Source organism: Kitasatospora sp. NPDC034035 (assembly GCF_055575755.1).
Genome location: NZ_JBVISA010000012.1, coordinates 17,646 through 42,560 on the forward strand (window position 1 = coordinate 17,646; position 24,915 = coordinate 42,560).

The 24,915-nt window shown below is 73.0% G+C and carries 20 protein-coding genes; 13 read left to right on the plus strand and 7 right to left on the minus strand.

The annotated features are described in order from the left end of the window. The first annotated feature begins 117 nt into the window (after positions 1 to 117). Positions 118 to 873 (plus strand): DUF6099 family protein, encoded by a 756-nt coding sequence (locus ACZ52J_RS18570; RefSeq protein WP_465620038.1) that lies wholly within the window; start codon positions 118 to 120, stop codon positions 871 to 873. Here ACZ52J_RS18570 and ACZ52J_RS18575 read toward each other — a convergent pair. Continuing rightward, positions 819 to 1,079, minus strand: a complete 261-nt coding sequence (locus ACZ52J_RS18575; protein WP_360504049.1) for a hypothetical protein — start codon at positions 1,077 to 1,079, stop codon at positions 819 to 821. The genes ACZ52J_RS18570 and ACZ52J_RS18575 overlap by 55 nt on opposite strands. A 343-nt stretch (positions 1,080 to 1,422) precedes the next feature. Here ACZ52J_RS18575 and helR point away from each other — a divergent pair, with 343 nt between their 5' ends. Next, positions 1,423 to 3,594 (plus strand): RNA polymerase recycling motor ATPase HelR, encoded by a 2,172-nt coding sequence (gene helR / locus ACZ52J_RS18580; RefSeq protein ID WP_465620041.1) that lies wholly within the window; start codon positions 1,423 to 1,425, stop codon positions 3,592 to 3,594. Positions 3,595 to 3,774: 180 nt separating this feature from the next. After that, entirely contained in the window at positions 3,775 to 4,080 is a 306-nt protein-coding gene (locus tag ACZ52J_RS18585) for a DUF6087 family protein (RefSeq protein ID WP_465620042.1), read from the plus strand. Between the two features lie 76 nt (positions 4,081 to 4,156). Here ACZ52J_RS18585 and dapD read toward each other — a convergent pair whose 3' ends face one another. Next, the gene (dapD, locus tag ACZ52J_RS18590; protein WP_465620044.1) at positions 4,157 to 5,161 is read right to left on the minus strand and encodes a 2,3,4,5-tetrahydropyridine-2,6-dicarboxylate N-succinyltransferase; all 1,005 of its coding nucleotides are present in this window, start codon (positions 5,159 to 5,161) and stop codon (positions 4,157 to 4,159) included. A 158-nt stretch (positions 5,162 to 5,319) separates the two neighbouring features. Between dapD and ACZ52J_RS18595 the strand changes: the two genes are divergently transcribed. From ACZ52J_RS18595 to argF, 3 genes are all read left to right on the plus strand, one after another. After that, positions 5,320 to 6,963, plus strand: a complete 1,644-nt coding sequence (locus tag ACZ52J_RS18595) for a 3' terminal RNA ribose 2'-O-methyltransferase Hen1 (protein ID WP_465620046.1) — start codon at positions 5,320 to 5,322, stop codon at positions 6,961 to 6,963. Further along, positions 6,960 to 9,563, plus strand: a complete 2,604-nt coding sequence (locus ACZ52J_RS18600; protein WP_465620048.1) for a polynucleotide kinase-phosphatase — start codon at positions 6,960 to 6,962, stop codon at positions 9,561 to 9,563. Before ACZ52J_RS18595 ends, ACZ52J_RS18600 begins: the two co-directional genes overlap by 4 nt. 139 nt (positions 9,564 to 9,702) lie before the next feature. Further along, a complete protein-coding gene (gene argF / locus ACZ52J_RS18605; RefSeq protein WP_465620050.1) occupies positions 9,703 to 10,704 on the plus strand; it encodes an ornithine carbamoyltransferase in 1,002 nt (333 codons plus the stop codon). An 84-nt stretch (positions 10,705 to 10,788) separates the two neighbouring features. Here argF and ACZ52J_RS18610 read toward each other — a convergent pair whose 3' ends face one another. The 3 genes from ACZ52J_RS18610 to ACZ52J_RS18620 form a co-directional block, all read right to left on the minus strand. After that, positions 10,789 to 11,322, minus strand: coding sequence for a superoxide dismutase family protein (locus ACZ52J_RS18610; protein WP_465620052.1), 534 nt, complete (start codon positions 11,320 to 11,322; stop codon positions 10,789 to 10,791). Between the two features lie 164 nt (positions 11,323 to 11,486). Next, the gene (locus ACZ52J_RS18615; RefSeq protein ID WP_360504064.1) at positions 11,487 to 11,894 is read right to left on the minus strand and encodes a type II toxin-antitoxin system VapC family toxin; all 408 of its coding nucleotides are present in this window, start codon (positions 11,892 to 11,894) and stop codon (positions 11,487 to 11,489) included. An 83-nt stretch (positions 11,895 to 11,977) separates the two neighbouring features. Continuing rightward, positions 11,978 to 12,361, minus strand: coding sequence for a hypothetical protein (locus ACZ52J_RS18620; RefSeq protein ID WP_465620053.1), 384 nt, complete (start codon positions 12,359 to 12,361; stop codon positions 11,978 to 11,980). A gap of 29 nt (positions 12,362 to 12,390) precedes the next feature. On the opposite strand from ACZ52J_RS18620, the gene ACZ52J_RS18625 reads away from it, so the two are divergent. From ACZ52J_RS18625 to acnA, 3 genes are all read left to right on the plus strand, one after another. Beyond that, positions 12,391 to 13,431 (plus strand): hypothetical protein, encoded by a 1,041-nt coding sequence (locus ACZ52J_RS18625; protein WP_465620054.1) that lies wholly within the window; start codon positions 12,391 to 12,393, stop codon positions 13,429 to 13,431. Continuing rightward, the gene (locus tag ACZ52J_RS18630) at positions 13,428 to 13,583 is read left to right on the plus strand and encodes a hypothetical protein (protein ID WP_360504070.1); all 156 of its coding nucleotides are present in this window, start codon (positions 13,428 to 13,430) and stop codon (positions 13,581 to 13,583) included. Before ACZ52J_RS18625 ends, ACZ52J_RS18630 begins: the two co-directional genes overlap by 4 nt. A 183-nt stretch (positions 13,584 to 13,766) precedes the next feature. Next, positions 13,767 to 16,427: an aconitate hydratase AcnA gene (acnA, locus tag ACZ52J_RS18635; RefSeq protein ID WP_465620056.1), complete on the plus strand. Its 2,661-nt coding sequence runs from the start codon at positions 13,767 to 13,769 to the stop codon at positions 16,425 to 16,427. A 195-nt stretch (positions 16,428 to 16,622) separates the two neighbouring features. Here the strand turns inward: acnA and pepN are convergent, their stop codons facing one another. Continuing rightward, complete coding sequence (pepN, locus tag ACZ52J_RS18640) at positions 16,623 to 19,217, minus strand: aminopeptidase N (RefSeq protein WP_465620058.1); 2,595 nt, start codon at positions 19,215 to 19,217, stop codon at positions 16,623 to 16,625. 223 nt (positions 19,218 to 19,440) lie between these two features. Between pepN and ACZ52J_RS18645 the strand changes: the two genes are divergently transcribed. Next, entirely contained in the window at positions 19,441 to 20,073 is a 633-nt protein-coding gene (locus tag ACZ52J_RS18645; protein WP_360504076.1) for a mycothiol-dependent nitroreductase Rv2466c family protein, read from the plus strand. 124 nt (positions 20,074 to 20,197) lie between these two features. Here the strand turns inward: ACZ52J_RS18645 and ACZ52J_RS18650 are convergent, their stop codons facing one another. After that, complete coding sequence (locus tag ACZ52J_RS18650; protein WP_465620061.1) at positions 20,198 to 21,610, minus strand: amino acid permease; 1,413 nt, start codon at positions 21,608 to 21,610, stop codon at positions 20,198 to 20,200. A 267-nt stretch (positions 21,611 to 21,877) separates the two neighbouring features. Between ACZ52J_RS18650 and ACZ52J_RS18655 the strand changes: the two genes are divergently transcribed. The 3 genes from ACZ52J_RS18655 to ACZ52J_RS18665 all read left to right on the plus strand — a co-directional run bounded on the left by ACZ52J_RS18655 (position 21,878) and on the right by ACZ52J_RS18665 (position 24,591). Continuing rightward, the gene (locus ACZ52J_RS18655; protein ID WP_465620063.1) at positions 21,878 to 22,492 is read left to right on the plus strand and encodes a biotin transporter BioY; all 615 of its coding nucleotides are present in this window, start codon (positions 21,878 to 21,880) and stop codon (positions 22,490 to 22,492) included. Between the two features lie 79 nt (positions 22,493 to 22,571). Further along, complete coding sequence (locus tag ACZ52J_RS18660; RefSeq protein ID WP_360504080.1) at positions 22,572 to 23,057, plus strand: ribose-5-phosphate isomerase; 486 nt, start codon at positions 22,572 to 22,574, stop codon at positions 23,055 to 23,057. 307 nt (positions 23,058 to 23,364) lie between these two features. After that, complete coding sequence (locus ACZ52J_RS18665) at positions 23,365 to 24,591, plus strand: PP2C family protein-serine/threonine phosphatase (RefSeq protein WP_360504082.1); 1,227 nt, start codon at positions 23,365 to 23,367, stop codon at positions 24,589 to 24,591. Positions 24,592 to 24,915: the final 324 nt, after the last annotated feature.

Here is a 24,915-nt window from a genome sequence, read left to right on the forward strand (position 1 = left end):
CTTCTGACAAGACGGATGCGGGCCCTCGCCCTCCCTCGCACGCTTACGCCGTGACCACCCGGCCGCCCCCTCGGCGGCCCGGGTCGACGGCGACAGCGAGCGAGAGGAGCGGTGGCCATGGAGGCACTGCGACTGATCAAGACGGCCCGGTACGCCCTGACCGAGGCCAGGCACGTACCGGATGTGCTGGCCGAGGCGCGGCAGGCGGCGCTGCTCACCGAGGCGGTGGGCGCGCGGCTGGCGGAGTCGGAGGACGAGGAGCTCACCGGGCTGGGCCAGCGGCTCTCCGAGGCCGGGGCGCATGCGGCGCTCTGCCTGGACCGCTCCGTCGTCCGGGCCGCCCTGGTGAGCGGCGGCCGGGCCGCGCGGCTCACCGAACTCGGGGAGCCGGCAGCGGCTCTGGGGGCGTTGGACGGGCTGCTGCAGGAGGTCGGGGAGACGCTCGTGGTGCTGGCCTGCGGGGCCGACACCGAGAGCCTCTACTGGACGTGCATCGACGGTGTTGACGCGGTGTCGGAGTGCAAGGACCTGGCCGGGCGACTGCGGGAGGCGGCGCTCCGGGTCGAGGGGACGGAGTGTGTGGCGCTCGGCGGGGCGGAACCCGAACGGGCCGACTGTGGTTCGCCGTTACTCGTCGTCCGGCTCGGACCGCCGGACGGCGAAGGGTCACCGGACGGCGAAGGGGCACTGGGCGGCGAAGGGGAGCCGGGCAGCGAAGGAGCACTGGACGGCGGCCCTCCGCCGGGCGACACCGGTCCGCCGGACGACATCGGCCCGCCGGGTGAGGGCGGGCCGACGGAACGGCAGCGCGCGGCCGGCTACCGGGTGCCCGGCGCGGCCGTGGCCTCGGAGGTGTCCGTGCCGGTCGGGTAGGGGGTGGGGTCGATGGTCGGGAAGGCGATGGGGTCGGCGTTCCGGGCGCCGGAGGACTGCAGCGCGGCGAGATCCGCGGTGACCGAGGCGAGCAGTTCCTGCATCCGGTCCAGCAGGCTCTTGGGGGTGGCGGGCCCGGCCCAGGCGCCGTCGGCCGAGCCCGTCGGGCTGCTCGGGAGCTGCGGCGTGGCAGATGGTTCGGACATGGCGGGACCTCTTCGGATCGGTGGTGCGGTGTGCCGCAACGGCCAACGACCCGCGCCGGTGGCGGGTCACCGGGCACCACCCGATGCGGTCCGACTCCGGTACGCCGTAAGCCTCCCGGGTGAGCCGGGGTTGCCGCCCCGCCACGGCCTGGGCTAGGCGGCGGCCTGGCGCAGCGCGATGCGGACCGGCACGGCACGGCGGTGAGGAGAAACAGAGGTGGGGGAAGGCGGAGAAGGGGGAGTACCCACCCCTTGCCACTCTCAACGTATAGCGCATGGGGGGTCTTGCGGCAAGGCCCCCGTGGTGCCGCACAATCGCAGGCCTCAGATCGGAGCTGATGCCATGACCCCCCTGACCACCAGCGCGTTCGACCTTCCCGACCGCCTCGTCGCCAAGGCCGACCCGGCGCTGATCGGCGGCGACGAGCGGCACTTCGCCGCCGTCGCGGAGAGCCTCGAGCAGGCGATCGCCGAGCTGTCCGACCGCCTCGACGCCCTGCGCCGGGCGCCGGGCGGTCTGGGCCGGGAGGCGATGGACCGGGACATCGAGGTCCACAGGCTGACCGGTCGGCTGCGCGCCCTGCGCCGCTTCGGCCTGGACCTGTGCCTCGGGCACGTCGTCGGCGCGGACGACCCCGAGCCGGTGTACATCGGGCGGCTCGGCCTCACCGACAGCGAGGGGCGCCGACTGCTGGTCGACTGGCGCTCGCCCGCGGCCGAACCGTTCTTCGCGGCGACCCACGCCGACCCGATGGGGCTGGTGAGCCGACGCAGGTACCGCTGGACCGGCGGCCGGATCGGCGACTACTGGGACGAGGTGTTCACCGCCGAGGCCCTGGAGGGGCACGCCGCGCTGGACGACCAGTCCGCGTTCATCGCGGGCCTGGGCGGCAACCGCTCGGCCCGGATGCGGGACGTGCTGGCCACCATCCAGTCCGACCAGGACGCCATCATCCGGGCCGGCTCCCGGGGCGCCCTCGTGGTCGACGGCGGCCCGGGCACCGGCAAGACCGTCGTCGCGCTGCACCGCTCCGCCTACCTGCTCTACTCCGACCCGCGGCTCGGCCACCGGCGCGGCGGCGTGCTGTTCGTCGGCCCGCACCAGCCGTACCTGGACTACGTCGCCGATGTCCTGCCGAGCCTCGGCGAGGACGGTGTGCGGACCTGCACCGTGCGGGACCTCGTCGCCGAGGGGGCGAAGGCGGGGGTCGAGGCCGATCCGGAGGTGGCCCGGCTGAAGTCCTCGGTCGACCTGGTGAAGGCGATCGAGAAGGCCGTCCGGTTCTACGAGGAGCCGCCCACCGAGGGGATGGCGGTCACGACCTACTGGTCCGACGTCTGGCTGAGCGCCGAGGATTGGTCCGACGCCTTCGACGCGCCGGACCCGGGCACCCCGCACAACGAGGCGCGCGAGCAGATCTGGGAGGAGCTCGCCACGATCCTCATGGAGAAGCTGGACGCGGACGAGGAGGAGGTGTCGCCCGAGCTGTTCCGCCGGTCGCTGCGGCAGGACCGGGAGCTGGTGGAGACCCTCAACCGCGCGTGGCCGCTGCTCGAAGCGGCCGACCTGGTCGGCGACCTCTGGTCGGTGCCCGCCTACCTGCGGATGTGTGCGCCGTGGCTCGACCCCGAGGAGGTCCGCAAGCTGCAGCGCAAGGACGCGCCCCAGGCCTGGACACTGTCCGACCTCCCGCTCCTGGACGCCGCCCGGCAGCGGCTCGGCGACCCGGAGGCGGCCGGGCGGCAGCGCCGGCGCGAGGCCGCGGCTGCCGCCGAGCGCGCCCGCATGGCCGACGTCATCGGGGACCTGCTCCAGGCCGACGACGACGGCGAGGGAGCGGTGACGATGCTGCGCGGACGCGATCTCCAGGACACCCTCGTCGACGAGACCGCCCTGCCCGTCGCCGACCCCGAGCCGCTGGCGGGCCCGTTCGCGCACATCGTCGTGGACGAGGCCCAGGAACTGACCGACGCGCAGTGGCAGATGCTGCTCCTGCGCTGCCCGTCCCGGAGCTTCACCATCGTCGGGGACCGCGCGCAGGCCCGGCACGGCTTCGCGGAGTCCTGGCCGGAGCGGCTGGAGCGGATCGGACTCGACCGGACCACGGTCGCCTCGCTGAGCATCAACTACCGGACGCCGGAGGAGGTCATGGCCGAGGCCGAGCCCGCCATCCGGGCCGCGCTGCCGGACGCCAACGTGCCGACCTCCGTCCGCAGCAGCGGCATCCCCGTCGTGTACGGGTCCGTGTCGGAGCTGGACGACGTCCTGGACGGCTGGCTCGCGGAACACGCGGAGGGTGTCGCCTGTGTGATCGGCGCACCGGACGTCCGGGACCGGCCCCGGGACCGGCCCCGGGTCCGGTCGCTGACCCCGGAGCTGTCGAAGGGGCTCGAGTTCGACCTGGTCGTCCTGGTCGATCCGGAGGCGTTCGGAGGAGGCATCGAGGGAGCCGTCGACCGCTATGTCGCGATGACCCGGGCGACCCAGCGGCTCGTGATCCTCAGGAGTACGTGAGACCGGAGAGCCGAGAACCGGGGAGTCGAGAACCGGAGAGCCAAGAACCGGAGAGCCAAGAACGGACAGAAGGGACAGGAGATACGCGAGGGAGCGGAGGGAGAAACGAGCCGGAACGCCCGTCGCCCGGTCGAGTGACGCGGGTGTCGGCCGACGGCGTCCGGACGCCAGACTGGGGCGATGGACGAGGAGGAATCGCTGGCGTCGTGGGCGGCCAGGCGGGAGCAACGGCTGCGGCCGGTCGGTCAGTTGCGGGCCGTACGGCTCGCGGGCAGGCAGCGGGGCGCCCATGTGGCGCCGGGCGAACCGAGGCTGATCGTGCGCTGGGACGGCTACCAGTGGTTGCCGGAGACGGTGGCCGAGGACTACGCCGCCGCCCAGCGGATCCTGCACGGGATCGAGGGTGACGGCCTGCTGCGCCCCGCCTTCCCGGTGCAGCGGCCGAAGAAGGCGCCGGGGCGCCACCGCAAGCCCCGAGAGGTGTGAGCCGCCGGGCGCCCGGAAATGCGAACGGGGTCCGGCGCCGCCCGGCGCCGAAACCCCAACCGCCTCTGCCCGTAGGTCAGTTGTGGGCGTGCAGGTCCGCGTTCAGGCCGCCCCAGGAGCCGGAGCGGGCGATGACCTCGACCGCGCCGGTCTGCGAGTTGCGGCGGAACAGCAGGTTGTCCTGGCCGGACAGCTCGACGGCCTTGGCCACCGTGCCGTCCGGGGTGGTGACCCGGGTGCCGGCGGTGACGTAGAGGCCGGCCTCGACCACGCAGTCGCTGCCGAGCGAGATGCCGATGCCCGCGTTGGCGCCGAGCAGGCAGCGCTCGCCGACCGAGACGACCTGCTTGCCGCCGCCGGACAGGGTGCCCATGATCGAGGCGCCGCCGCCGATGTCGCTGTGGTCGCCGACGACGACGCCCGCGCTGATCCGGCCCTCGACCATGGAGGTGCCCAGCGTGCCGGCGTTGAAGTTGACGAAGCCCTCGTGCATCACGGTGGTGCCGACGGCCAGGTGCGCGCCGAGCCGGACCCGGTCGGCGTGGGCGATGCGCACACCGGTCGGGGCGACGTAGTCGGTCATCCGCGGGAACTTGTCGATCCCGTACACGGCCAGCTGGCCGCCCTGGGCGCGCACCGCGAGGCGGGCCTGCTCGACCTTGTCCACCGGGACGGGGCCGATGCTGGTCCACGCGACGTTGGCCAGCAGGCCGAAGATGCCGTCCAGGTTCTGGCCGTGCGGCTTGACCAGGCGGTGGCTGAGCAGGTGCAGGCGCAGGTACACGTCGTGCGTGTCGAGCGGCTTCTCGTCCAGCGAGGCGATGGTGGTGCGCACGGCGACCACCTCGACGCCACGGCGCGCGTCGGCGCGCAGCGCCTCGGCCGCGCCGGCGCCGAGCTCGGCCTCGGCCTGCTCGGCGGTCAGCCGGACGGTGCCGGCCGGGCCGGGCTCGGCGGCCAGCACGGGGGCGGGGTACCAGGTGTCGAGGACGGTGCCGTCGGCGGCGATGGTGGCCAGACCGGCGGCCACGGCGCCGTTCGCCGGGGAGGTCGATGCGAGGGAGGTGGATTCAGCAGTCACATCGTGCACGTTAACCAATGCTGGGCCCCGGTGCCGAACACGCCCACCGTGCGGACCTGCCCACCGTGCGGCCGCGCCCGACGGATGTCCCGGCCACCGGGGGGCGGGACGGGAAAACCCGGTGCTCAGGGCCTGTCCGCTGGGCAATACTTCGGCGGGTGTTCATGTCGATCTCCACCACCGGCAGCGCCGAGAACCCGGCCACGGATCTCGGGTTCCTGCTGCACAAGCACCCTGGCAAGGTCCAGCGGTTCACGACGTCGCACGGCGAGGCCCACGTCTTCTACCCCGAGGCGGGGGACGAGGTCTGCACGGCGGCGCTGCTGCTGGACATCGACCCGGTCGCGTTGGTCCGCAAGGGCCGGGGCGACGGCAAGGGGCGAGGCGGTTCGCCCGACTTCGCGCTCGCCCAGTACGTCAACGACCGCCCGTACGCCGCGTCCTCGCTGCTCGCGGTGGCGCTGCGGACGGTGTTCCGGTCCGCGATGAAGGGCGCCTGCCCGGCCCGCCCCGAACTGCCGGGGCAGGCCCGCCCGCTGCGGATCGAGCTGCCCGCCGTGCCCGCGAACGGCGCGGGCGAGGGCGGCGGCCCGGCGATGGTGGCCCGGCTGTTCGAGCCGCTGGGCTGGCGGGTCGAGGCGACGGCGATCGCGCTGGACGAGGCGTTCCCGGAGTGGGGCGACTCCCGGTACGTGCGGATCGCGCTCGCCTCCGACACCGTACGGCTCGCCGACGCGCTCCAGCAGCTCTACGTGCTGCTGCCGGTGCTGGACGGCGCCAAGCACTACTGGGTCGCGCCGGACGAGGTGGACAAGCTGCTCGCCGCCGGCGAGGGCTGGCTGGCCGTCCACCCGGAGCGTGCCCTGATCACCCGCCGCTACCTCGCCCGGCGCTGGTCGCTGACCCGGGCCGCGATGGAGCGCCTGGAGCTGGCCCGGCTCGCGGAGGCGGACGACCGCGAGGCCGAGGAGATCGACAACGCGGTCGACGACCGGCCCGCGGAGGAGACCGGTGGGGACAACGGCGGGGAGCGCAGCGAGGAGACCGCCGGATTGACCGGCCGGCAGGACGGCCGGGAGCACGCGGAGCCGGCGCAGCCCCGCCCGCCGTCCCTCGCCGAGCAGCGCCGGACCGCGATCCTCGACGCCCTCCGCGAGACGGGCGCCACCCGTGTCGCCGACCTCGGCTGCGGCCAGGGCGAGCTGATCGGCGAACTGCTGAAGGACACCCGGTTCACCGAGATCCTCGGCGTGGACGTGTCCGTCCGGGCACTGCAGGCGGCCAACCGCAAGCTGCGCCTGGAGCGCCTGCCGGAGCGGCAGGCCGCCCGGGTGAAGCTGGCGCAGGGCGCGCTGACGTACACCGACGCCCGGTTGAAGGGCTTCGACGCGGCGGTGCTGTGCGAGGTGATCGAGCACCTGGACCTGCCGCGGCTGCCCGCCCTGGAGTACGCCGTGTTCGGCGCCGCCCGTCCGGGGGCCGTCGTGGTCACCACGCCGAACGCCGAGTACAACGTCCGCTGGGACACCCTGCCGGCGGGCAGCGTCCGGCACGCCGACCACCGCTTCGAGTGGTCCCGCGCCGAGTTCCGCGCCTGGGCCGAGAAGGTCGCGGCCGCCTACGGCTACACCGTGCTGCTGCGCCCGGTCGGCCCGCAGGACGGGGAGGTCGGCGCACCGACCCAGCTCGCCCTGTTCACCGCCGCAGCGTCGACCGACACAGCGACGACCGCCGCAGCCACGACGACCGACACAGCCACGACCACCGCCACGACGATGCCCGAAGGAGGCGACCCCCGATGACCGACGCCGCAGTCGACGAAACGGCCGAGAGCGCCGCCCCCCGCCGCCTCCCCGTCACCGACGTCTCCCTCGTCGTCCTGATCGGCACCAGCGGCGCGGGCAAGTCCACCTTCGCCCGCCGCCACTTCCTGCCCACCCAGGTCGTCTCCTCCGACTTCTGCCGCGGCCTGGTCGCCGACGACGAGAACGACCAGTCCGCCTCCGCCGAGGCCTTCGACCTCCTGCACTACATCGTCGGCAAGCGCCTGGCGGCCGGCCGGCTGACCGTCGTGGACGCCACCAACGTGCAGCCCGAGTCGCGCCGCCAGCTGGTCCGGATCGCCCGCGAGCACGACGTGCTGCCGATCGCGATCGTCCTGGACGTCCCGCCGGGGGTGTGCGCCGAGCGCAACCGGTCCCGTCCGGACCGCCAACTGCCCGCCCACGTCATCCCGCGGCAGAACCGCGAGCTGCGCCGCTCCTTGCGCGGCCTGGAGCGCGAGGGCTTCCGCAAGGTGCACGTCCTGCGCGGCGAGGCCGAGGTCGCGTCGGCCGGGATCGAGCTGGAGAAGCGTTACAACGACCTGCGCCACCTCACCGGCCCGTTCGACATCGTGGGTGACATCCACGGCTGCCGCTCCGAGCTGGAGACGCTGCTGACCCGTCTCGGCTACGCCCTGACCCGGGACGCCGAGGGCCGTCCGGTGGACGCCGCGCATCCCGAGGGCCGGACCGCCGTCTTCGTCGGCGACCTGGTCGACCGGGGCCCCGACACCCCGGGCGTGCTGCGCCTGGTGATGGGCATGGTGGCGGCCGGCCACGCGATCTGCGTGCCCGGGAACCACGAGAACAAGCTCGGCCGGGCGATGGACGGCAGGAAGGTCACCGTCTCGCACGGCCTGCAGGAGTCGCTGGACCAGTTGGCGGGCGAGTCCGAGGAGTTCAAGGCCCAGGTGCGTGCCTTCATGCGCGGCCTGGTCAGCCACTACCTGCTGGACGGCGGCGCCCTGGTGGTCTGCCACGCCGGGCTGCCGGAGAAGTACCAGGGCCGCAACTCGGGCCGGGTCCGCTCGCACGCGCTGTACGGGGAGACCACCGGCGAGACCGACGAGTACGGCCTGCCGGTGCGCTACCCGTGGGCGGAGGAGTACCGCGGCCGGGCGCTGGTGGTCTACGGCCACACCCCGGTGCCGACGGCGAGCTTCGTCAACAACACCATCTGCCTGGACACCGGCTGCGTCTTCGGCGGCAGCCTGACCGCGCTGCGCTACCCGGAGCGCGAGCTGGTGAGCGTCGAGGCCGAGCGCGAGTGGTACGCCCCGGTGCGCCCGCTGATCACCGACGCGCCGGGCGCCCGCGAGGGCCGTCCGCTGGACCTCGCCGACGTGGCGGGGCGCCGGATCGTCGAGACGGCCCTGCACGGGCGGGTCGCCGTCCGGGAGGAGAACGCGGCGGCCGCGCTGGAGGTGATGAGCCGCTTCGCGCTGGACCCGCGGCTGCTCGCCTACCTGCCGCCGACCATGGCGCCGAGCGCCACCTCCCGCCGGGACGGCTACCTGGAGCACCCGGAGGAGGCCTTCCTCGCCTACCGCGCGGACGGCGTGCGGCACCTCGTGTGCGAGGAGAAGCACATGGGCTCGCGCGCGGTGCTGCTGGTCGCCCGGGACGGGGCCGCGCTGGAGCGCCGCTTCGGCGTGGCCGGCCCGGGCGCGATCTGGACCCGCACCGGCCGCGCGTTCCTCGCCGACGACGGGCTGACCGCCGCCGTGCTCGACCGGGTCCGGGCGGCCGCCGAGCGCGCCGGCCTCTTCGAGGAGCTGGGTACCGGTTGGCTGCTGCTGGACGCCGAGCTGATGCCGTGGTCGCTGAAGGCGGTGGAGCTGCTGCGCCGTCAGTACGCGGCGGTCGGCGCGGCGGCGGGCGCCGCCCTGCCGGAGGTGCTGTCCGCGCTGGAGCGGGCGGCCGGGCGAGGCCTGGACCTGGCCGGGCTGACCGCCCGCCAGCGGCAGCGCTCCGCCGACGCGCGGGCGTTCACCGAGGCGTACCGGCGCTACTGCTGGCCGACCGAGGGCCTGTCGGGCATCCGGCTGGCGCCGTTCCAGCTGTTGGCCGCCGAGGGGGCGAACCTCGCGGTGCGCCCGCACGACGAGCACCTGGCCTGGATCGACCGCCTGGTGGCCGCCGACGACACGGAGGAGCCCGTGCTGCGCCGCACCGGCCGGATCCTGGTGGACACCGAGGACGAGGCCTCGACGGCCGCCGCCACCGCCTGGTGGGAGGAGCTGACCGGGGCGGGCGGCGAGGGCATGGTGGTCAAGCCGCTGGCCTCGCTGGTGCGGACGTCGCGCGGCGAGGGCCGTCCGGGCGGGCTGGTGCAGCCCGGGGCGAAGGTGCGGGGCCGGGAGTACCTGCGGATCATCTACGGCCCGGACTACACCGAGCACCTCGACCGGCTGCGGCAGCGCGCGCTGGGCCACAAGCGCTCGCTGGCGCTGCGCGAGTACGCGCTGGGCCTGGAGGCGCTGGACCGGCTGGCGGCCGGGGAGCCGCTGTGGCGGGTGCACGAGCCGGTTTTCGCGGTGCTGGCGCTGGAGTCCGAGCCGGTCGACCCGCGCCTGTAGCGGCGGCGGCTCCGGAGCACGGGTGAGGGGAGTCCCATCGGGTGGGGCTCCCCTCACCCGCTCCGCTTCTGTATAGAAATTCCGAGTATCGTATACACTTGCCAGCCTTCCCCTCGTCCCGTCACCCCAGGAGCCCGGTATGGCCTTCAACCTCCGGAACAGGCACTTCCTCAAGGAGCTCGACTTCACGCCCCAGGAGTTCCGCTTCCTGGTGGACCTCGCCGCCGGGCTCAAGGCGGCGAAGTACGCGGGCACCGAGCAGCCCCGGCTGCGTGGGAAGAACATCGCGCTGATCTTCGAGAAGACCTCCACCCGCACCCGTTGCGCCTTCGAGGTCGCCGCCCACGACCAGGGCGCCACCACCACCTACCTGGACCCGTCGGCCTCGCAGATCGGCCACAAGGAGTCCATCAAGGACACCGCCCGGGTGCTCGGCCGGATGTTCGACGGCATCCAGTACCGCGGCCACGGCCAGGAGGTCGTCGAGGAGCTCGCCGCGCACGCGGGCGTGCCGGTCTGGAACGGCCTCACCGACGAGTGGCACCCCACCCAGATGCTGGCCGACGTGCTCACCGTCACCGAGCACACCGTCAAGCCGCTGACCGACGTCGCCCTCGCCTACCTCGGCGACGCCCGCTCCAACATGGGCAACTCGCTGCTGGTCAGCGGCGCCCTGCTCGGCATGGACATCCGGATCGTCGCCCCGCGCGCGCTCTGGCCGACGGAGGACGTGCAGAAGTCGGCGCAGGCCCTGGCCGAGTCGACCGGCGCCCGGATCACCCTGACCGAGGACGTGGCCGAGGGCGTGGCCGGCGTCGACTTCCTCTACACCGACGTCTGGGTCTCGATGGGCGAGCCCAAGGAGGTCTGGGCCGAGCGGATCGAGCAGCTCAAGCCCTACCAGGTCTCCATGGACACGGTCCGGGCCACCGGCAACCCGGCTGTGAAGTTCCTGCACTGCCTGCCCGCCTTCCACGACCTCGGCACGGTGGTCGGACGGCAGATGTACGAGGCGACCGGCATGACCGAGCTGGAGTGCACCGACGAGCTGTTCGAATCGCCGCACTCCATCGTGTTCGACCAGGCCGAGAACCGCCTGCACACCATCAAGGCGGTCCTGGTCGCCACCCTCGGCTCCTGAGCGGGCGGGCCGCTTCGGGGCACCGCCGGCTGCCGCGGTCCACGTCTCGAGAAGGCTCGAGAAGTCTCGAGAAGCTCCTGCGGGCTACTTCGCGAGCTTGACGCAGGCCACCCGGTCGCCCGCCGCGTGCGGGCCGGCCGGGGTGCCCGCGTGCAGCACCAGTGAGCGCGCCTCGCCTGGCCGCGGCTGCCAGTCCACCGCGGTCGTGGCGGTGCCCTCGCCGGCCCCGTCGGTGCGCAGTACCAGTCGCAGTTCGTTGCGCGCGTTGGCGAACGCCGGGTCGGTGGACGGCTGCACCGGGTCGGCCACGTCCTGGTAGTGCGGCCCGGAGGACGCCGGGTCGGCCCCGCAGCTGCCGGTGTGCAGGTGCGCCGGGAACTCGTGGTCGGGGGCGAGCCCGGACATCGTCAGGGTGAGCACCGTCCGCCCGGGCAGCGAGCGGTCGGTGACGACCCGGGCATGCGAGCCGTACGGCACCAGGTCGTCCGCGTAGCTGATGGCGGCCGGCGGGACGAAGGCGGTGGCCGGGTCGAAGTCGGCCTCGACGACGGAGACCGGCGAGGCGGCGGGGGCGAGCAGGGCCAGTGGCAGCAGGGCGGCGGCGAGCGGAGCGGTCATCGGTCGGGCCTTCCACGGACAGGGCGACGGTCACCCTGCTAACGGCCCCGGCCCCCGAAGGACACCGCCGGCCCGTGACGGACACCGCCGGCCGGGAGGGAGAGCCGGCCGGGAGGGAGAGGCTGCCGGGAGGGAGAGGCGGCCGGGAGGGCCGGCAACCGCCCTCAGGCCGACTCGCGCCGGATCCCCCGGATCTCGCAGCGCGGCCCGCTGGCCCGCATCAGCCGCAGGTCGGCGGTGATCAGCGGCGCCCCGTACCGTTCGGCGACCGCGACGTAGGCGGCGTCGTCCGGGGTCAGGTTGTCCTTGAGCTCCCAGATCCGGCCGAGCAGCGGCGCCACCTCGACCTTGCGGATCGCCACCGCGGCCAGCTCGCCGGTGAGTTCGGCGACCCGTTCGGCGGTCAGTTCCTTGGCGAGGTAGAGCCCGCGCAGCGACTGCATCACCTCGACCACGATGTGCTCGGGCGCCAACCACTCGCCGTCGGCGGCGAGTTCGGCCCGGGCGGCGGCCCCGCGCGGGCCCTCGTCGGCCAGCGCCAGCACCAGCGCGGACGCGTCCACCACGATCATCGAAGGCCCCCTCTGCCGGTCACGTCACGGGTCACCGTACCCGGCCCCGGACTCGGCCCGCGGAGGCGGATGTCGACAGCGGTTCAGCGTCCGAGGAGGACTCCGGGCAGGAGTCCCGGCAGGAGCCCGGGCAGGAGGCCGGCGAGCATCGAGGCGGCGTTGGCGGTGGCGGAGGCGGCCCAGGGGAGTGCGGTGCGCGGCGACAGTCCGGTGAGCGGGGTGAGCAGGGCGCCCTCGACCAGGCAGACGCAGGCCTCGCCGAGCCCGAAGGCGGTCCAGTACGCTGCGGCGGGCCCGGTGGAGTACGGCCGCAGGGAGTGCCAGAGCAGCGGGTGCGTCGCCAGGTTGACCAGGACGGCGGCAACGGCGGCGCGGGACGCCCGCAGGCCGCCGGCCCGGGTGAGCGCGACGGTGTAGACGGGGACCTCGACCAGCAGGGTCAGGGCCAGGGCGAGGGCGTAGGGCACGGCGGGGATCGTGCCACGGGGAGGGGACCATGGCCACCGAGGTCGCACCCGTACCGGTGTCGACGGCCGCGCCGGTGTGGCCCGCGCCCGGGCCGGCGGCCCGCCTGGGCGTCGCGCCGTTCGCGGGTTTCGCACTGTCGGCGGCGGTGGCGCTGACGCTGGCCCTGCGGGCACCGACCGGCCTGGCGGTGCTGGGGCTGGCCGCCTTCGGCCTGCTGCACAACGTGCTGGAGCTGCGCTACGTGGCGGGCCGTTTCGCCACTGTGCTGGCCGGCCCGCTGCTGCGGCTGCTGCTGGCGCTGGTGACCGGCATCGTGGTGTGCCGCCTGCTGCCGCCCTCCCGGGTGTCCCAGGGGGCGGAGATCCTGCTCGGGTACGGTCTGCTGGCGGCGGCCTGCCGGTACGGGCTGCGCGGTCGGCCGCGGCTGCTGGCGGGGAGCGCGGTGCTGCTGGTCGGGGCCGGCGCGGCCTCGCTGGCCTTTCCCGCGTACCACTTCGTGGTGCTGGCCCACCTGCACAACGTGGTCCCGCTGCTGTTCCTGGCCGAGTGGTCGCGCCGGCTGCGGCGGGGGCGGGCGGCGTTCCTGGTGTTGCAGGGCGTCTGGGTGCTGCTGGTGCCGGCCCTGTTGCTGAGCGGTCTGTCGGACGGCCTGTTGTCGCAGCGCCCGGGTGGTTGGACGGACCGGCTGGCGGCCGCCTACACCCCGCCGGCCTGGCTGACGCCGGAGGCGGGCCTGCGCTTCCTGGCGGTGTTCGCCTTCCTGCAGACGATGCACTACGTCGTCTGGGTCTGGTTCCTGCCCAGGTACGCGCCGGAGGCGGCGGAGCGCTTCGACGCCCGGGTGCCCGCGTTGCGCGGTGTGCGGGCGTGGGCGCTGGGTGCGGGGGCCGGCGCGCTGTTGGCGCTGCTGTTCGCGGTGGACTACGCGCAGGGCCGGTCGCTGTACGCGGCGCTGGCCGGGTACCACGCGTATCTGGAGTTCCCGGTGCTGTTGATGCTGGTTCTGGGCCTCGGCGCGGAGCAGGCGCCTACCGAGCGGAGCGCGGATGGAGGGGAGGTGAAGACATGAGGACGATCCTGCTGGCGGACATCGCCCCCTCGCCGACCGGCGGTTCCGGTGGTGAGCTTGTGGTGGTGCTGCTGATGGCAGCCGCGGTGGTGGCGGGTGCGGTCTGGCTGATCAGGCTGGAGCGCAAGCGGCGCGGCCCGGACGACGAGTGAGTCACGGCATGCACTATGGTTTATCTCGACATCGAGATAACTGCCCCTTACGATATATCTCGACATCAAGATACTTGCCGAGAGGCGCTCACCGGCGATGCGGGCAAGGTCGGCCTAAGTAAGGCTGACCTTACCACCGCGTGGCGGCCGGATATCGCACGAAGCACCCAGAAGGAGTCAGTCGTGTCCGCGAACAGCTTCGACGCCCGCAGCTCGCTGCAGGTGGGCGACGAGTCGTACGAGATCTTCAAGCTCTCCGCCGTCGAGGGTTCCGAGCGGCTGCCGTACAGCCTCAAGGTGCTGCTGGAGAACCTGCTCCGCACGGAGGACGGCGCGAACATCACCGCCGACCACATCCGCGCCCTCGGCAACTGGGACAACAACGCCCAGCCGAGCCAGGAGATCCAGTTCACCCCGGCCCGCGTGATCATGCAGGACTTCACCGGTGTCCCGTGCGTGGTCGACCTCGCCACCATGCGTGAGGCCGTCAAGGAGCTGGGCGGCGACCCGGCCAAGATCAACCCGCTGGCCCCGGCCGAGCTGGTCATCGACCACTCGGTCATCGCCGACAAGTTCGGCACCAAGGACGCGTTCACCCAGAACGTCGAGATCGAGTACGGCCGCAACAAGGAGCGCTACCAGTTCCTGCGCTGGGGCCAGACCGCCTTCGACGAGTTCAAGGTCGTCCCGCCGGGCACCGGCATCGTCCACCAGGTGAACATCGAGCACCTGGCCCGCACCATCATGGTCCGCGGCGGCCAGGCCTACCCGGACACCTGCGTCGGCACCGACTCGCACACCACCATGGTCAACGGCCTGGGCGTGCTGGGCTGGGGCGTCGGCGGCATCGAGGCCGAGGCCGCCATGCTCGGCCAGCCGGTCTCCATGCTGATCCCGCGCGTGGTCGGCTTCAAGCTGACCGGTGAGCTGCCGGCCGGCACCACCGCCACCGACCTCGTGCTCACCATCACCGAGATGCTGCGCAAGCACGGTGTGGTCGGCAAGTTCGTCGAGTTCTACGGCGACGGCATCGGCTCGATCCCGCTGGCCAACCGCGCCACCATCGGCAACATGTCGCCGGAGTTCGGCTCGACCTGCGCGATCTTCCCGATCGACACCGAGACCATCAACTACCTGCGCCTGACCGGCCGTGACGAGCAGCAGCTCGCCCTGGTCGAGGCCTACGCCAAGGAGCAGGGCCTCTGGCACGACCCGTCGGTCGAGCCGGTCTACTCCGAGTACCTCGAGCTGGACGTCTCCACCGTCGTCCCGTCGATCTCCGGCCCGAAGCGCCCGCAGGACCGCGTGATCCTGGCCGAGGCCGCGAGCAAGTTCGCCGAGGCGCTGCCGACCTACTCCGCCGAGGCCTCGAAGCCGACCGCCGTCACCGCCCCCGACGGCTCGACCTACGAGATCGACAACGGCGCGGTCGTGATCGCCTCGATCACCTCCTGCACCAACACCTCCAACCCCTCCGTCATGCTGGGCGCCGCCCTGCTGGCGAAGAAGGCCGTGGAGAAGGGCCTCACGGTCAAGCCGTGGGTCAAGACCACCCTGGCGCCCGGCTCCAAGGTCGTCATGGACTACTACGAGAAGGCCGGCCTGCTCCCGTACATGGAGAAGCTGGGCTTCAACCTGGTCGGCTACGGCTGCGTCACCTGCATCGGCAACTCGGGCCCGCTGCCCGAGGAGGTCTCGGCCGCCGTCAACGAGGCCGACCTGGCGGTCGTCTCGGTGCTCTCCGGCAACCGCAACTTCGAGGGCCGGATCAACCCCGACGTCAAGATGAACTACCTGGCCTCCCCGCCGCTGGTGGTCGCCTACGCCCTCGCCGGCAACATGAACGTCGACATCACCAAGGACGCCCTGGGCCAGGACGCCGACGGCAACGACGTCTTCCTCGCCGACATCTGGCCGACCGAGCAGGAGGTCGCCGACACCGTCGCCGGCTCCATCGACGAGGCCATGTTCGACAAGGGCTACCAGGACGTCTTCGCCGGCGACCACCGCTGGCAGTCGCTCCCGGTCCCGACCGGCAACACCTTCGAGTGGGACGCCGAGTCCACCTACGTCCGCAAGCCCCCGTACTTCGAGGGCATGGCCAAGACCCCGAGCCCGGTGACCGACATCGCCGGCGCCCGCGTCCTGGCCAAGCTGGGCGACTCGGTCACCACCGACCACATCTCCCCGGCCGGCAACATCAAGCCGGGCACCCCGGCGGCGCAGTACCTGACCGCCAACGGTGTCGAGAAGCGAGACTTCAACTCCTACGGTTCCCGTCGTGGCAACCACGAGGTGATGATCCGCGGCACCTTCGCCAACATCCGCCTGCGCAACCAGATCGCGCCGGGCACCGAGGGCGGCTACACCCGCGACTTCACCCAGGCCGACGCGCCGGTGTCGTTCATCTACGACGCTTCGCAGAACTACCAGGCCGCCGGCACCCCGCTGGTCGTCCTGGCCGGCAAGGAGTACGGCTCCGGCTCGTCCCGCGACTGGGCCGCCAAGGGCACCGCGCTGCTCGGCGTCAAGGCCGTCATCGCCGAGTCCTACGAGCGCATCCACCGCTCGAACCTGATCGGCATGGGCGTCCTGCCGCTGCAGTTCCCGGAGGGCGAGAACGCCGACTCCCTCGGCCTCACCGGCGAGGAGACCTTCTCCTTCACCGGCGTGACCGAGCTCAACGAGGGCCGCACTCCGAAGACCGTCAAGGTCACGGCCGTCGCCGCGGACGGGGCCGTCAAGGAGTTCGACGCGGTCGTCCGCATCGACACCCCCGGTGAGGCGGACTACTACCGCAACGGCGGCATCCTGCAGTACGTGCTGCGCTCGCTCATCGGCTGAGCCGACGCCTAGCGCCTGAAGGGGCCGGACCGCACACCGCGGTCCGGCCCCTTCCGCATGCCGCACCGGCCTCCGCGGGCACCACCGGCGCCGACTTCCGCGTGCCGCACCGGCCTCCGCAGGCAGCACCGCCTTGGGCACGCCATGCAGAAAGGGGGCCCACCGCACGGGTGGGCCCCCTTCGCGCGAGGACCGTCAGGCCCGGTCGCAGGCCTGCGCCCGCAGCGCGCGGGCCAGGTCGTCACGGCGCTCCAGCACCAGGCGGCGCAGCGCCGGCGCGGCCTGCGGGTGCCCGTCCAGCCAGGCGTCGGCCTCGGCCAGGGTCTGCTCGTCGGTGTGGGCGCCCGGGAAGAAGCCGGCGACGAAGCGGATCGCGATCTCGATGGTCCGATCGGCCCAGATCTTCTCCAGCAGCTTGAAGTACGGGGCCGCGTAGAGGGTGGTCAGGTCGCGGTGGGCGGGCAGGGCGAAGCCCGCGATGTTGGCCTCGACCAGGGCGTTCGGCAGCTCGTCCGAGTCGACCACGGCCGACCAGGCGGCGGCCTTGGCCTCCGGGGTGGGCCGGGCGGCCAGGCACTGGGTGTACTGGCGCCTGCCGCTCGCGGTGTTGTCGGCGGCCAGCTCGGCTGCCAGCTCCTCGTCGGTGGCCTGGCCGGCGGCGGCCAGGGCCAGCCACAGCGACCAGCGCAGCTCCTGGTCGACGTCCAGGCCGTCGATCCGGGCGCTGCCGGCCAGCAGGCCGCGGACCAGGCCGAGGTGCTCGGCGCCGCCCGCGGTCTGGGCAAGGAAGCGGGCCCAGGCCAGCTGGTGGTCGCTGCCGGGGACGGCGTCGCGCAGCTCGCGCAGGGCGCCGTCGGCGAGCAGCCGGCCGCCCTCGCCGCGCCAGGCCGGGTCGGCGTACAGGTCGACGGCGGTCTTGGCCTGGCCGTGCAGCGACTGCAGCACGCCGATGTTGCCCTCCTGGCCGGCGAAGCGCAGCACCAGGGCGACGTAGTCGCGGGCCGGCATCAGGCCGTCCCGGGTGAGGTTCCAGACGGCGGACCAGGCGAGGGCGCGGGACAGCTCGTCGTGGATGTCGCCGAGGCCGGCGCGCAGGGTCTCCAGGGAGTCCCCGTCGAAGCGGATCTTGCAGTAGGTCAGGTCGTCGTCGTTGAGCAGGACGAGCGCCGGGCGGGGGCGGCCGGCCGCCTCGGTGACGACGGTGCGGGCGCCGGTGACGTCCAGCTCGATCCGCGCGGTGCGCACCAGGGCGCCGTCGGCGTCCCGGTCGTACAGGCCGACCGCGATCCGGTGCGGGCGGAGGACATCGCCGTCCTGCAGGACGGCGAGCTCGGTGATCCGGCCCTCGGCGTCGGTGGTGACCTGCGGGGTGAGCGCGTTGACGCCGGCGGTCTGCAGCCAGGCGGCGGCCCAGGTCTTGAGGTCGCGGCCGCTGGTCTCCTCCAGGATGTCCAGCAGGTCGGTGAGTTCGGTGTTGCCGAAGGCGTGGCGCTTGAAGTAGCGGCGGGCGCCCTCGAAGAAGGCCTCCGAACCGGCGTACGCCACCAGCTGCTTGAGGACGGAGGCGCCCTTGGCGTAGGTGATGCCGTCGAAGTTGAGCTTGGCGTCCTCGAGGTCGCGGATGTCCGCGGTGATCGGGTGCGTGGTGGGGAACTGGTCCTGCCGGTAGGCCCAGGCCTTGCGCTGGTTGGCGAAGGTGACCCAGGCGGAGGAGTAGCGGGTGCGGGCGCCGATCAGGCCGTAGGAGCCCATGAAGTCGGCGAAGGACTCCTTCAGCCACAGGTCGTCCCACCAGCGCATGGTGACCAGGTCGCCGAACCACATGTGCGCCATCTCGTGCAGGATGACGTTGGCCCGGCCCTCGTAGGCGGCGTCGGTGACCTTCGAGCGGAAGACGAACTCCTCGCGGAAGGTGACGCAGCCGGGGTTCTCCATCGCGCCGATGTTGTACTCGGGGACGAAGGCCTGGTCGTACTTGCCGAAGGGGTACGGGTAGTCGAACTCCTCGTGGAAGAAGTCGAGTCCGAGCTTGGTGACGCCGAGGATCTCGTCCGCGTCGAAGTACGGGGCGAGGGACTTGCGGCACATCGCGGAGAGCGGGATCTCCAGGGTGGTGCCGTCGGCGAGTTCGCGGCTGTAGTGGTCGCGGGCGACGTGGTACGGGCCGGCGACGACCGCGGTGAGGTAGGTGGAGATCGGCTTGGTCGGCGCGAACTCCCAGGTGCGACTGCCGCCCTGCCCGGTGCCGTCCTGCCCGGTGGCGTCCTCGGCGGTGACGCCCTCGTGCGGGGCGTTGGACCAGACGTCCCAGGCGGCCGGGGCGGTCACCGTGAAGGTGAACGGGGCCTTCAGGTCGGGCTGTTCGAAGGTCGCGAACACCCGGCGGGCGTCGGCCGGCTCGTAGTGGGTGTAGAGGTAGGTCTCGCCGTCCACGGGGTCGACGAAGCGGTGCAGGCCCTCGCCGGTGCGGCTGTACGCGCAGTCCGCCTCGATGGTCAGCACGTTCTCGGCGGCGAGGCCGTCGACGTGCACCCGGGCGCCGTCGTAGGCGGTGGCCGGGTCGAGGGCGCGCCCGTTGAGGGTGACCGCGCGGACGGCCGGGGCCAGCAGGTCGAGGAAGGTGTCCGCGCCGGGCTCGGAGCAGCGGAACGTGATCGTGGTGGCGGAGCGGAACGTGGCGGCGGCCGGGTCCGGGGCCGAGGTCACGTCGAGCCGGACGCGGTAGCCGTCCACGGCCAGGATGCTGGCCCGCTGCTGGGCTTCGTCGCGGCTGAGGTTCTTGCCCGGCACGGCGGTACTCCTTTGTCCGGCTCGCACGGTGGTGCGCGGGTGGGTGGTGCGGTCTCGGTGCGCGGTGTCCTCCGCGCACGCGGGGACATCCTTTCACGCTCCTCGCCGTCGGTACCATTGCACAGACCGACGCGTCGGTACCGGAATCAGCGGCGCCGGGCGGGTGTTGAGCCTCTGGGGGAGTTCACCCCTGCCCGGATCACCTGACGAAGGACGACTCGCAGTGACGACTGCCGCTGAGCGCAAGACCGCCGACTTCTGGTTCGACCCGGCCTGCCCGTGGGCGTGGATGACCTCCCGCTGGCTGATCGAGGTTCAGCAGCTGCGCCCGGTCGACGTGCGCTGGCACGTGATGAGCCTGTCGGTGCTGAACGAGCACCGGGACCTCCCGGAGAACTACCGGGCCCTGCTGGACAACGCCTGGGGCGCGGTGCGGGTGTGCATCGCCGCCGCCGAACAGCATGGCGAGGAGGTGCTCGGCCGGCTCTACACCGAGCTGGGCCTGCGCTTCCACAACCAGGGCCTGCCGCAGAACCGGGAGACCATAACCGCCGCCCTGGTGGCTGCGGGCCTGCCCGCCGAGCTGGCCGACGCGGCCGACACGGACAAGTACGACGAAGCCCTGCGCGCCTCCCACAAGGAGGGCATCACCCTGGTCGGCGAGGACGTCGGCACCCCGGTGATCGCGGTCGAGGGCGTGGACGGCGACCGGGTCGCCTTCTTCGGCCCGGTGGTCACCCCCGCCCCGAAGGGCGAGGCCGCGGCCCGCCTGTGGGACGGCACCCTGCTGGTGGCCTCCACCCCCGGCTTCTACGAGATCAAGCGCACCCGGACGGCAGGCCCGTCCTTCGAGTAGCCCTGGCGTCGAGCAGCTCCGGCTTCGGGTAGCCCCGGCGTCGAGTGGCTGTGACGCCGGCGACGGCGACGCGACAGGGCCCGGTACCGAGCGTCGGTACCGGGCCCTGTCGCATGTGCGGGACTCAGCCGGCGGCGGCGTCCCGGCGCTGCTTGAGCAGACCGGAGACGACCAGCACCGCGACCAGTACTCCGGCCGCGTACAGCTGCTGCCGGTTGCCCTCGGTGGTGGTCATCAGCGCGAGGATGCCGGCCACGCCGGCCATCGCGACCCAGGTCAGGTACGGGTAGCCCCACATCTTCACGGTGAGCAGCTCGGGCGTCTCGCGCTCCAGCCGGCGTCGCATCCGCAGCTGGACCACGCAGATGAACAGCCAGACCACCAGGATCGCCACGCCGGTGGTGTTCATCAGCCAGGTGAACACGGTGTCCGGCCAGAACTTGGCGGCCAGGACGGCGCCGAAGCCGAACAGGCAGGAGGCGAGCACGGCCCGGCGCGGCACCCCGCCGCTGACCTTGGCCAGCGCCTTGGGGCCCTGGCCGCGGCCGACCAGCGAGTACGCCATCCGGGAGGCGCCGTAGATGTTGGCGTTCATCGCGGACAGCAGTGCGATCAGCACCACGACCTGCATGATCGCCCCGGCGCCGGGCACCCCGAGGTGGCGCAGCACGGTGACGTACGGGCCGTCGGCGACGACCGCCGGGTCCTTCCAGGAGACCAGGGTGACCACCAGGGCCATCGAGCCGATGTAGAAGATCGCGATCCGCCACACCGCGGTGCGCACGGCGTTGGCGACGTTCTTCTTGGGGTCGTCGGACTCGGCGGCGGCGATGGTGACGGTCTCCAGACCGCCGTACGCGAAGACCGAGGCGAGCAGGCCGACGATCAGTCCGCTGACGCCGGTGGGCAGGAAGCCGCCGTGGCCGGTGAGGTTGCCGGTGCCGGGGGCGCCGGGGCCGATCACCCCGGCGATGCCGAGTCCGCCGAGCACCAGGAAGGCGATGATCGCGGCGACCTTGACGGTGGCGAACCAGAACTCGAACTCGCCGAAGTTCTTCACCGCGGTGAGGTTGCTGGCGCAGAAGAAGACCATGAACAGGGCGACCCAGACCCAGGAGGAGACGCCCGGTATCCAGCCGTTGACGATCTTCCCGGCGGCGGTGGCCTCGGCGGCGACGCCGCAGCAGAGCATCACCCAGTACATCCAGCCCGCCGTGATTCCGGCCCACGGGCCGATCTCCTTCTCGGCGTGCACCGAGAACGAGCCGGAGGCGGGGCGGGCCGCGGACATCTCGCCGAGCATCCGCATGATCAGCATGACCAGCAGGCCGGAGAGCACGAAGGCCAGGATGATCGCCGGGCCGGCGGCCGCGATGCCCGCGCCGGAGCCGACGAAGAGGCCCGCGCCGATCACACCGCCGAGGGCGATCATCGACAGGTGGCGCTGCTTCAGCCCGTGGGAGAGCTGCTGGCTACCCGACGCCGGTTGGGTGGCATCGGCGGTCCCGGACGCCGGGGGCGCGGAGGTGGGGGCCATAGGGGCGGTTCCAGACTGTGCGGTATGCGGCATGAGTTGTCCAATATCCGGGGCCACCTCTGTCCATGCCAAGCACGTTCGGCCCGGGCCCACATTGCGGACCGGGCGGCCACACGGAGTGGCCGAGGCGTGACCGCGCGTCGTTTCGGGCCGGTTCCGACAACACCCGAGGGCGGGGCTTTGTCCGAAACCGTGAACGGTCGCGCAGTGGATCACCACGTAGGTTCACAGGTGTTCACTCACCCGGACCCACGGAGGAGCCCCCCGATGGCCACTGCCACCACCCCGACTGCCGGCACCTCGATAGGGCGCCGCGTCGTCCTCGCCGACCTGCTGCCCGACGCCGCCACCCGCCTCGGCGGCCAGGTCCGCGACCTGGCCCTGGTGGCCGGCGGCGCCGCGCTGACCGGCGTGGCCGCCCAGCTGTCGGTGAACGTCCCCGGCTCGCCGGTGCCGGTCACCGGCCAGACCTTCGCCGCCCTGCTGGTCGGCACCGCGCTCGGCGCCCGCCGCGGCGTGGCCTCGCTCGCCCTCTACCTGCTCGCCGGCATGGCCGGCCTGCCCTGGTTCGCCGAGGGCACCTCCGGCTGGGCGATGCCCTCGTTCGGCTACGTGCTCGGATTCGTCCTCGCCGCCGCCCTGACCGGCGCGCTGGCCCGCCGTGGCGCCGACCGCACTCCGGTGAACACCGCGGTCACCATGGTCCTCGGTAGCCTCGCCATCTACGCGGTCGGCGTCCCGTACCTGGCCCTGTCGCTGCACGTGTCGCTCGCCCGCGCCGCCGAGCTCGGCCTCTACCCGTACCTGGTCGGCGACGCCCTCAAGGCCGCCTTCGCCGCCGGCGCCCTGCCGCTGGCCTGGAAGCTCCTCGGCCGGCGCTGAAGCCCGCGTCGTCCGTCCGGTGGGCGGGCCCCGGCCCCCGTTGTCAGGCCCGGGCGCACGCGCATGCCACACTCATGGCATGCGCGTGTACCTGGGCTCCGACCATGCCGGATACGAACTGAAGAACCACCTCGTGGAGTGGCTGAAGGAGGCGGGCCACGAGCCGGTCGACTGCGGGCCGCACATCTACGACGCCGAGGACGACTACCCGCCGTTCTGCCTGCGCGCCGCCGAGCGCACCGCCGCCGACCCCGAGGCGCTGGGCATCGTGATCGGCGGCTCGGGCAACGGCGAGGCGATCGCCGCCAACAAGGTCGAGGGCGTCCGGGCCGCGCTGGCCTGGAGCACCCAGACCGCCGAGCTCGGCCGCCAGCACAACAACGCCAACGTGATCTCCATCGGCGGCCGCATGCACACGCAGGAGGAGGCCACCAAGTTCGTCGAGGTCTTCCTCAACACCCCCTACAGCGGCGAGCCGCGGCACACCCGCCGGATCGAGATGCTGAGCGAGTACGAGACCACCGGCGAGCTTCCGCCGATCCCGGCCCACCACCCCCAGGGCTGATCTCCCCCCACCCCCGTCCTCCACGGCCGGCCGCACCCTCCCGTGCGGCCGGCCGCCGCCGTCCCGGGCGCCCCGGCCCTGCCCGCCCTGTGGGATCGGCCACAGGTCACCGGCGCGCGCACGATCCCGCGCGCGGGGCGCACGCGCCGCCCGCAGGTTTCGTCCGCCCAACGGGCGTACGCCTCCTGACGGCCCGCCCGCCACCACGCCCATCGGCCGAAACCCGCCGAGCGCCCCGCACTCCGGCGCCCCCGTCCGCGTCCGAGCCGTCGACGCCGGGCCGTGCCCGTGGATAGGGTCGTGCCCCATGGCTGGCAGACCGCCGGGCGCACCGCCCCAGACGACTGCGACGAGGCCCGGCGCCGCCCCGGCGTCCGACCCCGTGACGGCCCGGTTGCGCAAGAAGCTCCGCCGGGTCCGCCGAAGGCTGCGCACGGCCGGTGTCGACTACTTCCGCGGCGGCGCCGCCGACTGGCCGGTGCTCTGCGCGCTCGCCCTGCTCGTCCCGCTGCTGATCCTGCTCAACATCTGGCTCCCCGACTGGGCCCCGCCCACCTCCCTGGTCCTGCCGATCCTGGCCGGCGCGCTGCTGCTGCGCCCCGGCAGCCTGGTGGTGCTCTACGCGCTGGCCGCGCTCGGGCTGTCCGCCGAGTCCGTGATCCACACCGGCCAGCGGGTCGCCAGCGACAACCCGGAGGCCTACGTCTACGGCGTCACCCCGGGCGCGGCCCTGGTGGTCGGCGCCGCCGGGGTGGGCGGCCTGCTGCTGGCCCAGTTCCGGGCCCGGGTCGGCGTGCCCTGGTGGGGCGGCTCCACCATGCTCTTCGACCTGCGCGAGCGGCTGCGGGTGCAGAGCCGGGTGCCCGAGCTGCCGGACGGCTGGCACGCGGACATGGCGCTGCGCCCGGCCGGCGGCCAGTCCTTCTCCGGGGACTTCGTGGTCGCCGCCCGGACCGGCCCTGGCCGGCGGCTGCTGGAGGTGGTCCTGGCGGACGTCTCCGGCAAGGGCATGGACGCCGGCTCCCGCGCGCTGCTGCTCTCCGGCGCCTTCGGCGGCCTGGTCGGCTCCCTGCCCGCGCACGACTTCCTGCCCGCCGCCAACGGCTACCTGCTGCGCCAGTGCTGGGAGGAGGGCTTCGCCACCGCCGTCCACCTGGTGCTGGACCTGGACACCGGCGAGTACGAGCTGCTGTCGGCCGGGCACCTGCCGGGCATGCAGCGCCTCGCGGGCGCCGGCCGCTGGGAGGTCAAGGAGGCCGAGGGCCCGCTGCTCGGGATCTACGACGGCGCCAAGTTCGAGGGCGTGCGGGGCCGGCTGAACCGGGGCGACGTCCTGCTGCTGTGCACCGACGGCATGGTCGAGGCGCCGGGCCGGGACCTCACGGAGGGCATGGACCGGCTGATGGGGGAGGCGGACCGGCTGGTGCCGGGCGGCGGCGGGGGCGCGGGCGCGGGTGCCGCGGCCGGACTGATCGAGACGGTCGCCCGGGACATCAACGACGACCGCGCGGTGCTGCTGCTCTGGCGCGACTGAGCGGCTGAGCGTCCGCGCGACCGCGGGTCTCCGGGCACATGCCGCGGGCAGTGACTGTCAAGCCGGGCAGCTGATCTTCGGCCAAATCGGACGGCCCGTCGGCAGACCGGACCAGTGGCTTCCGTTCACCGCCCCCGACCGCTTCCCGGCCGCTCAGCACAGCCCCGCCGACGATCCGTCAGGACGGCTCGGCTATCGTCCCGGTCGGCGGAAACTCGTCTCGCATCGCAGGATATCGGCGTTGGGCTGACTGTCAGACCTTTACGCAATCGGCACGGTCGACCACACTGAGTCCGGGCGGGACTGTTCAGGATTCGGGGGATA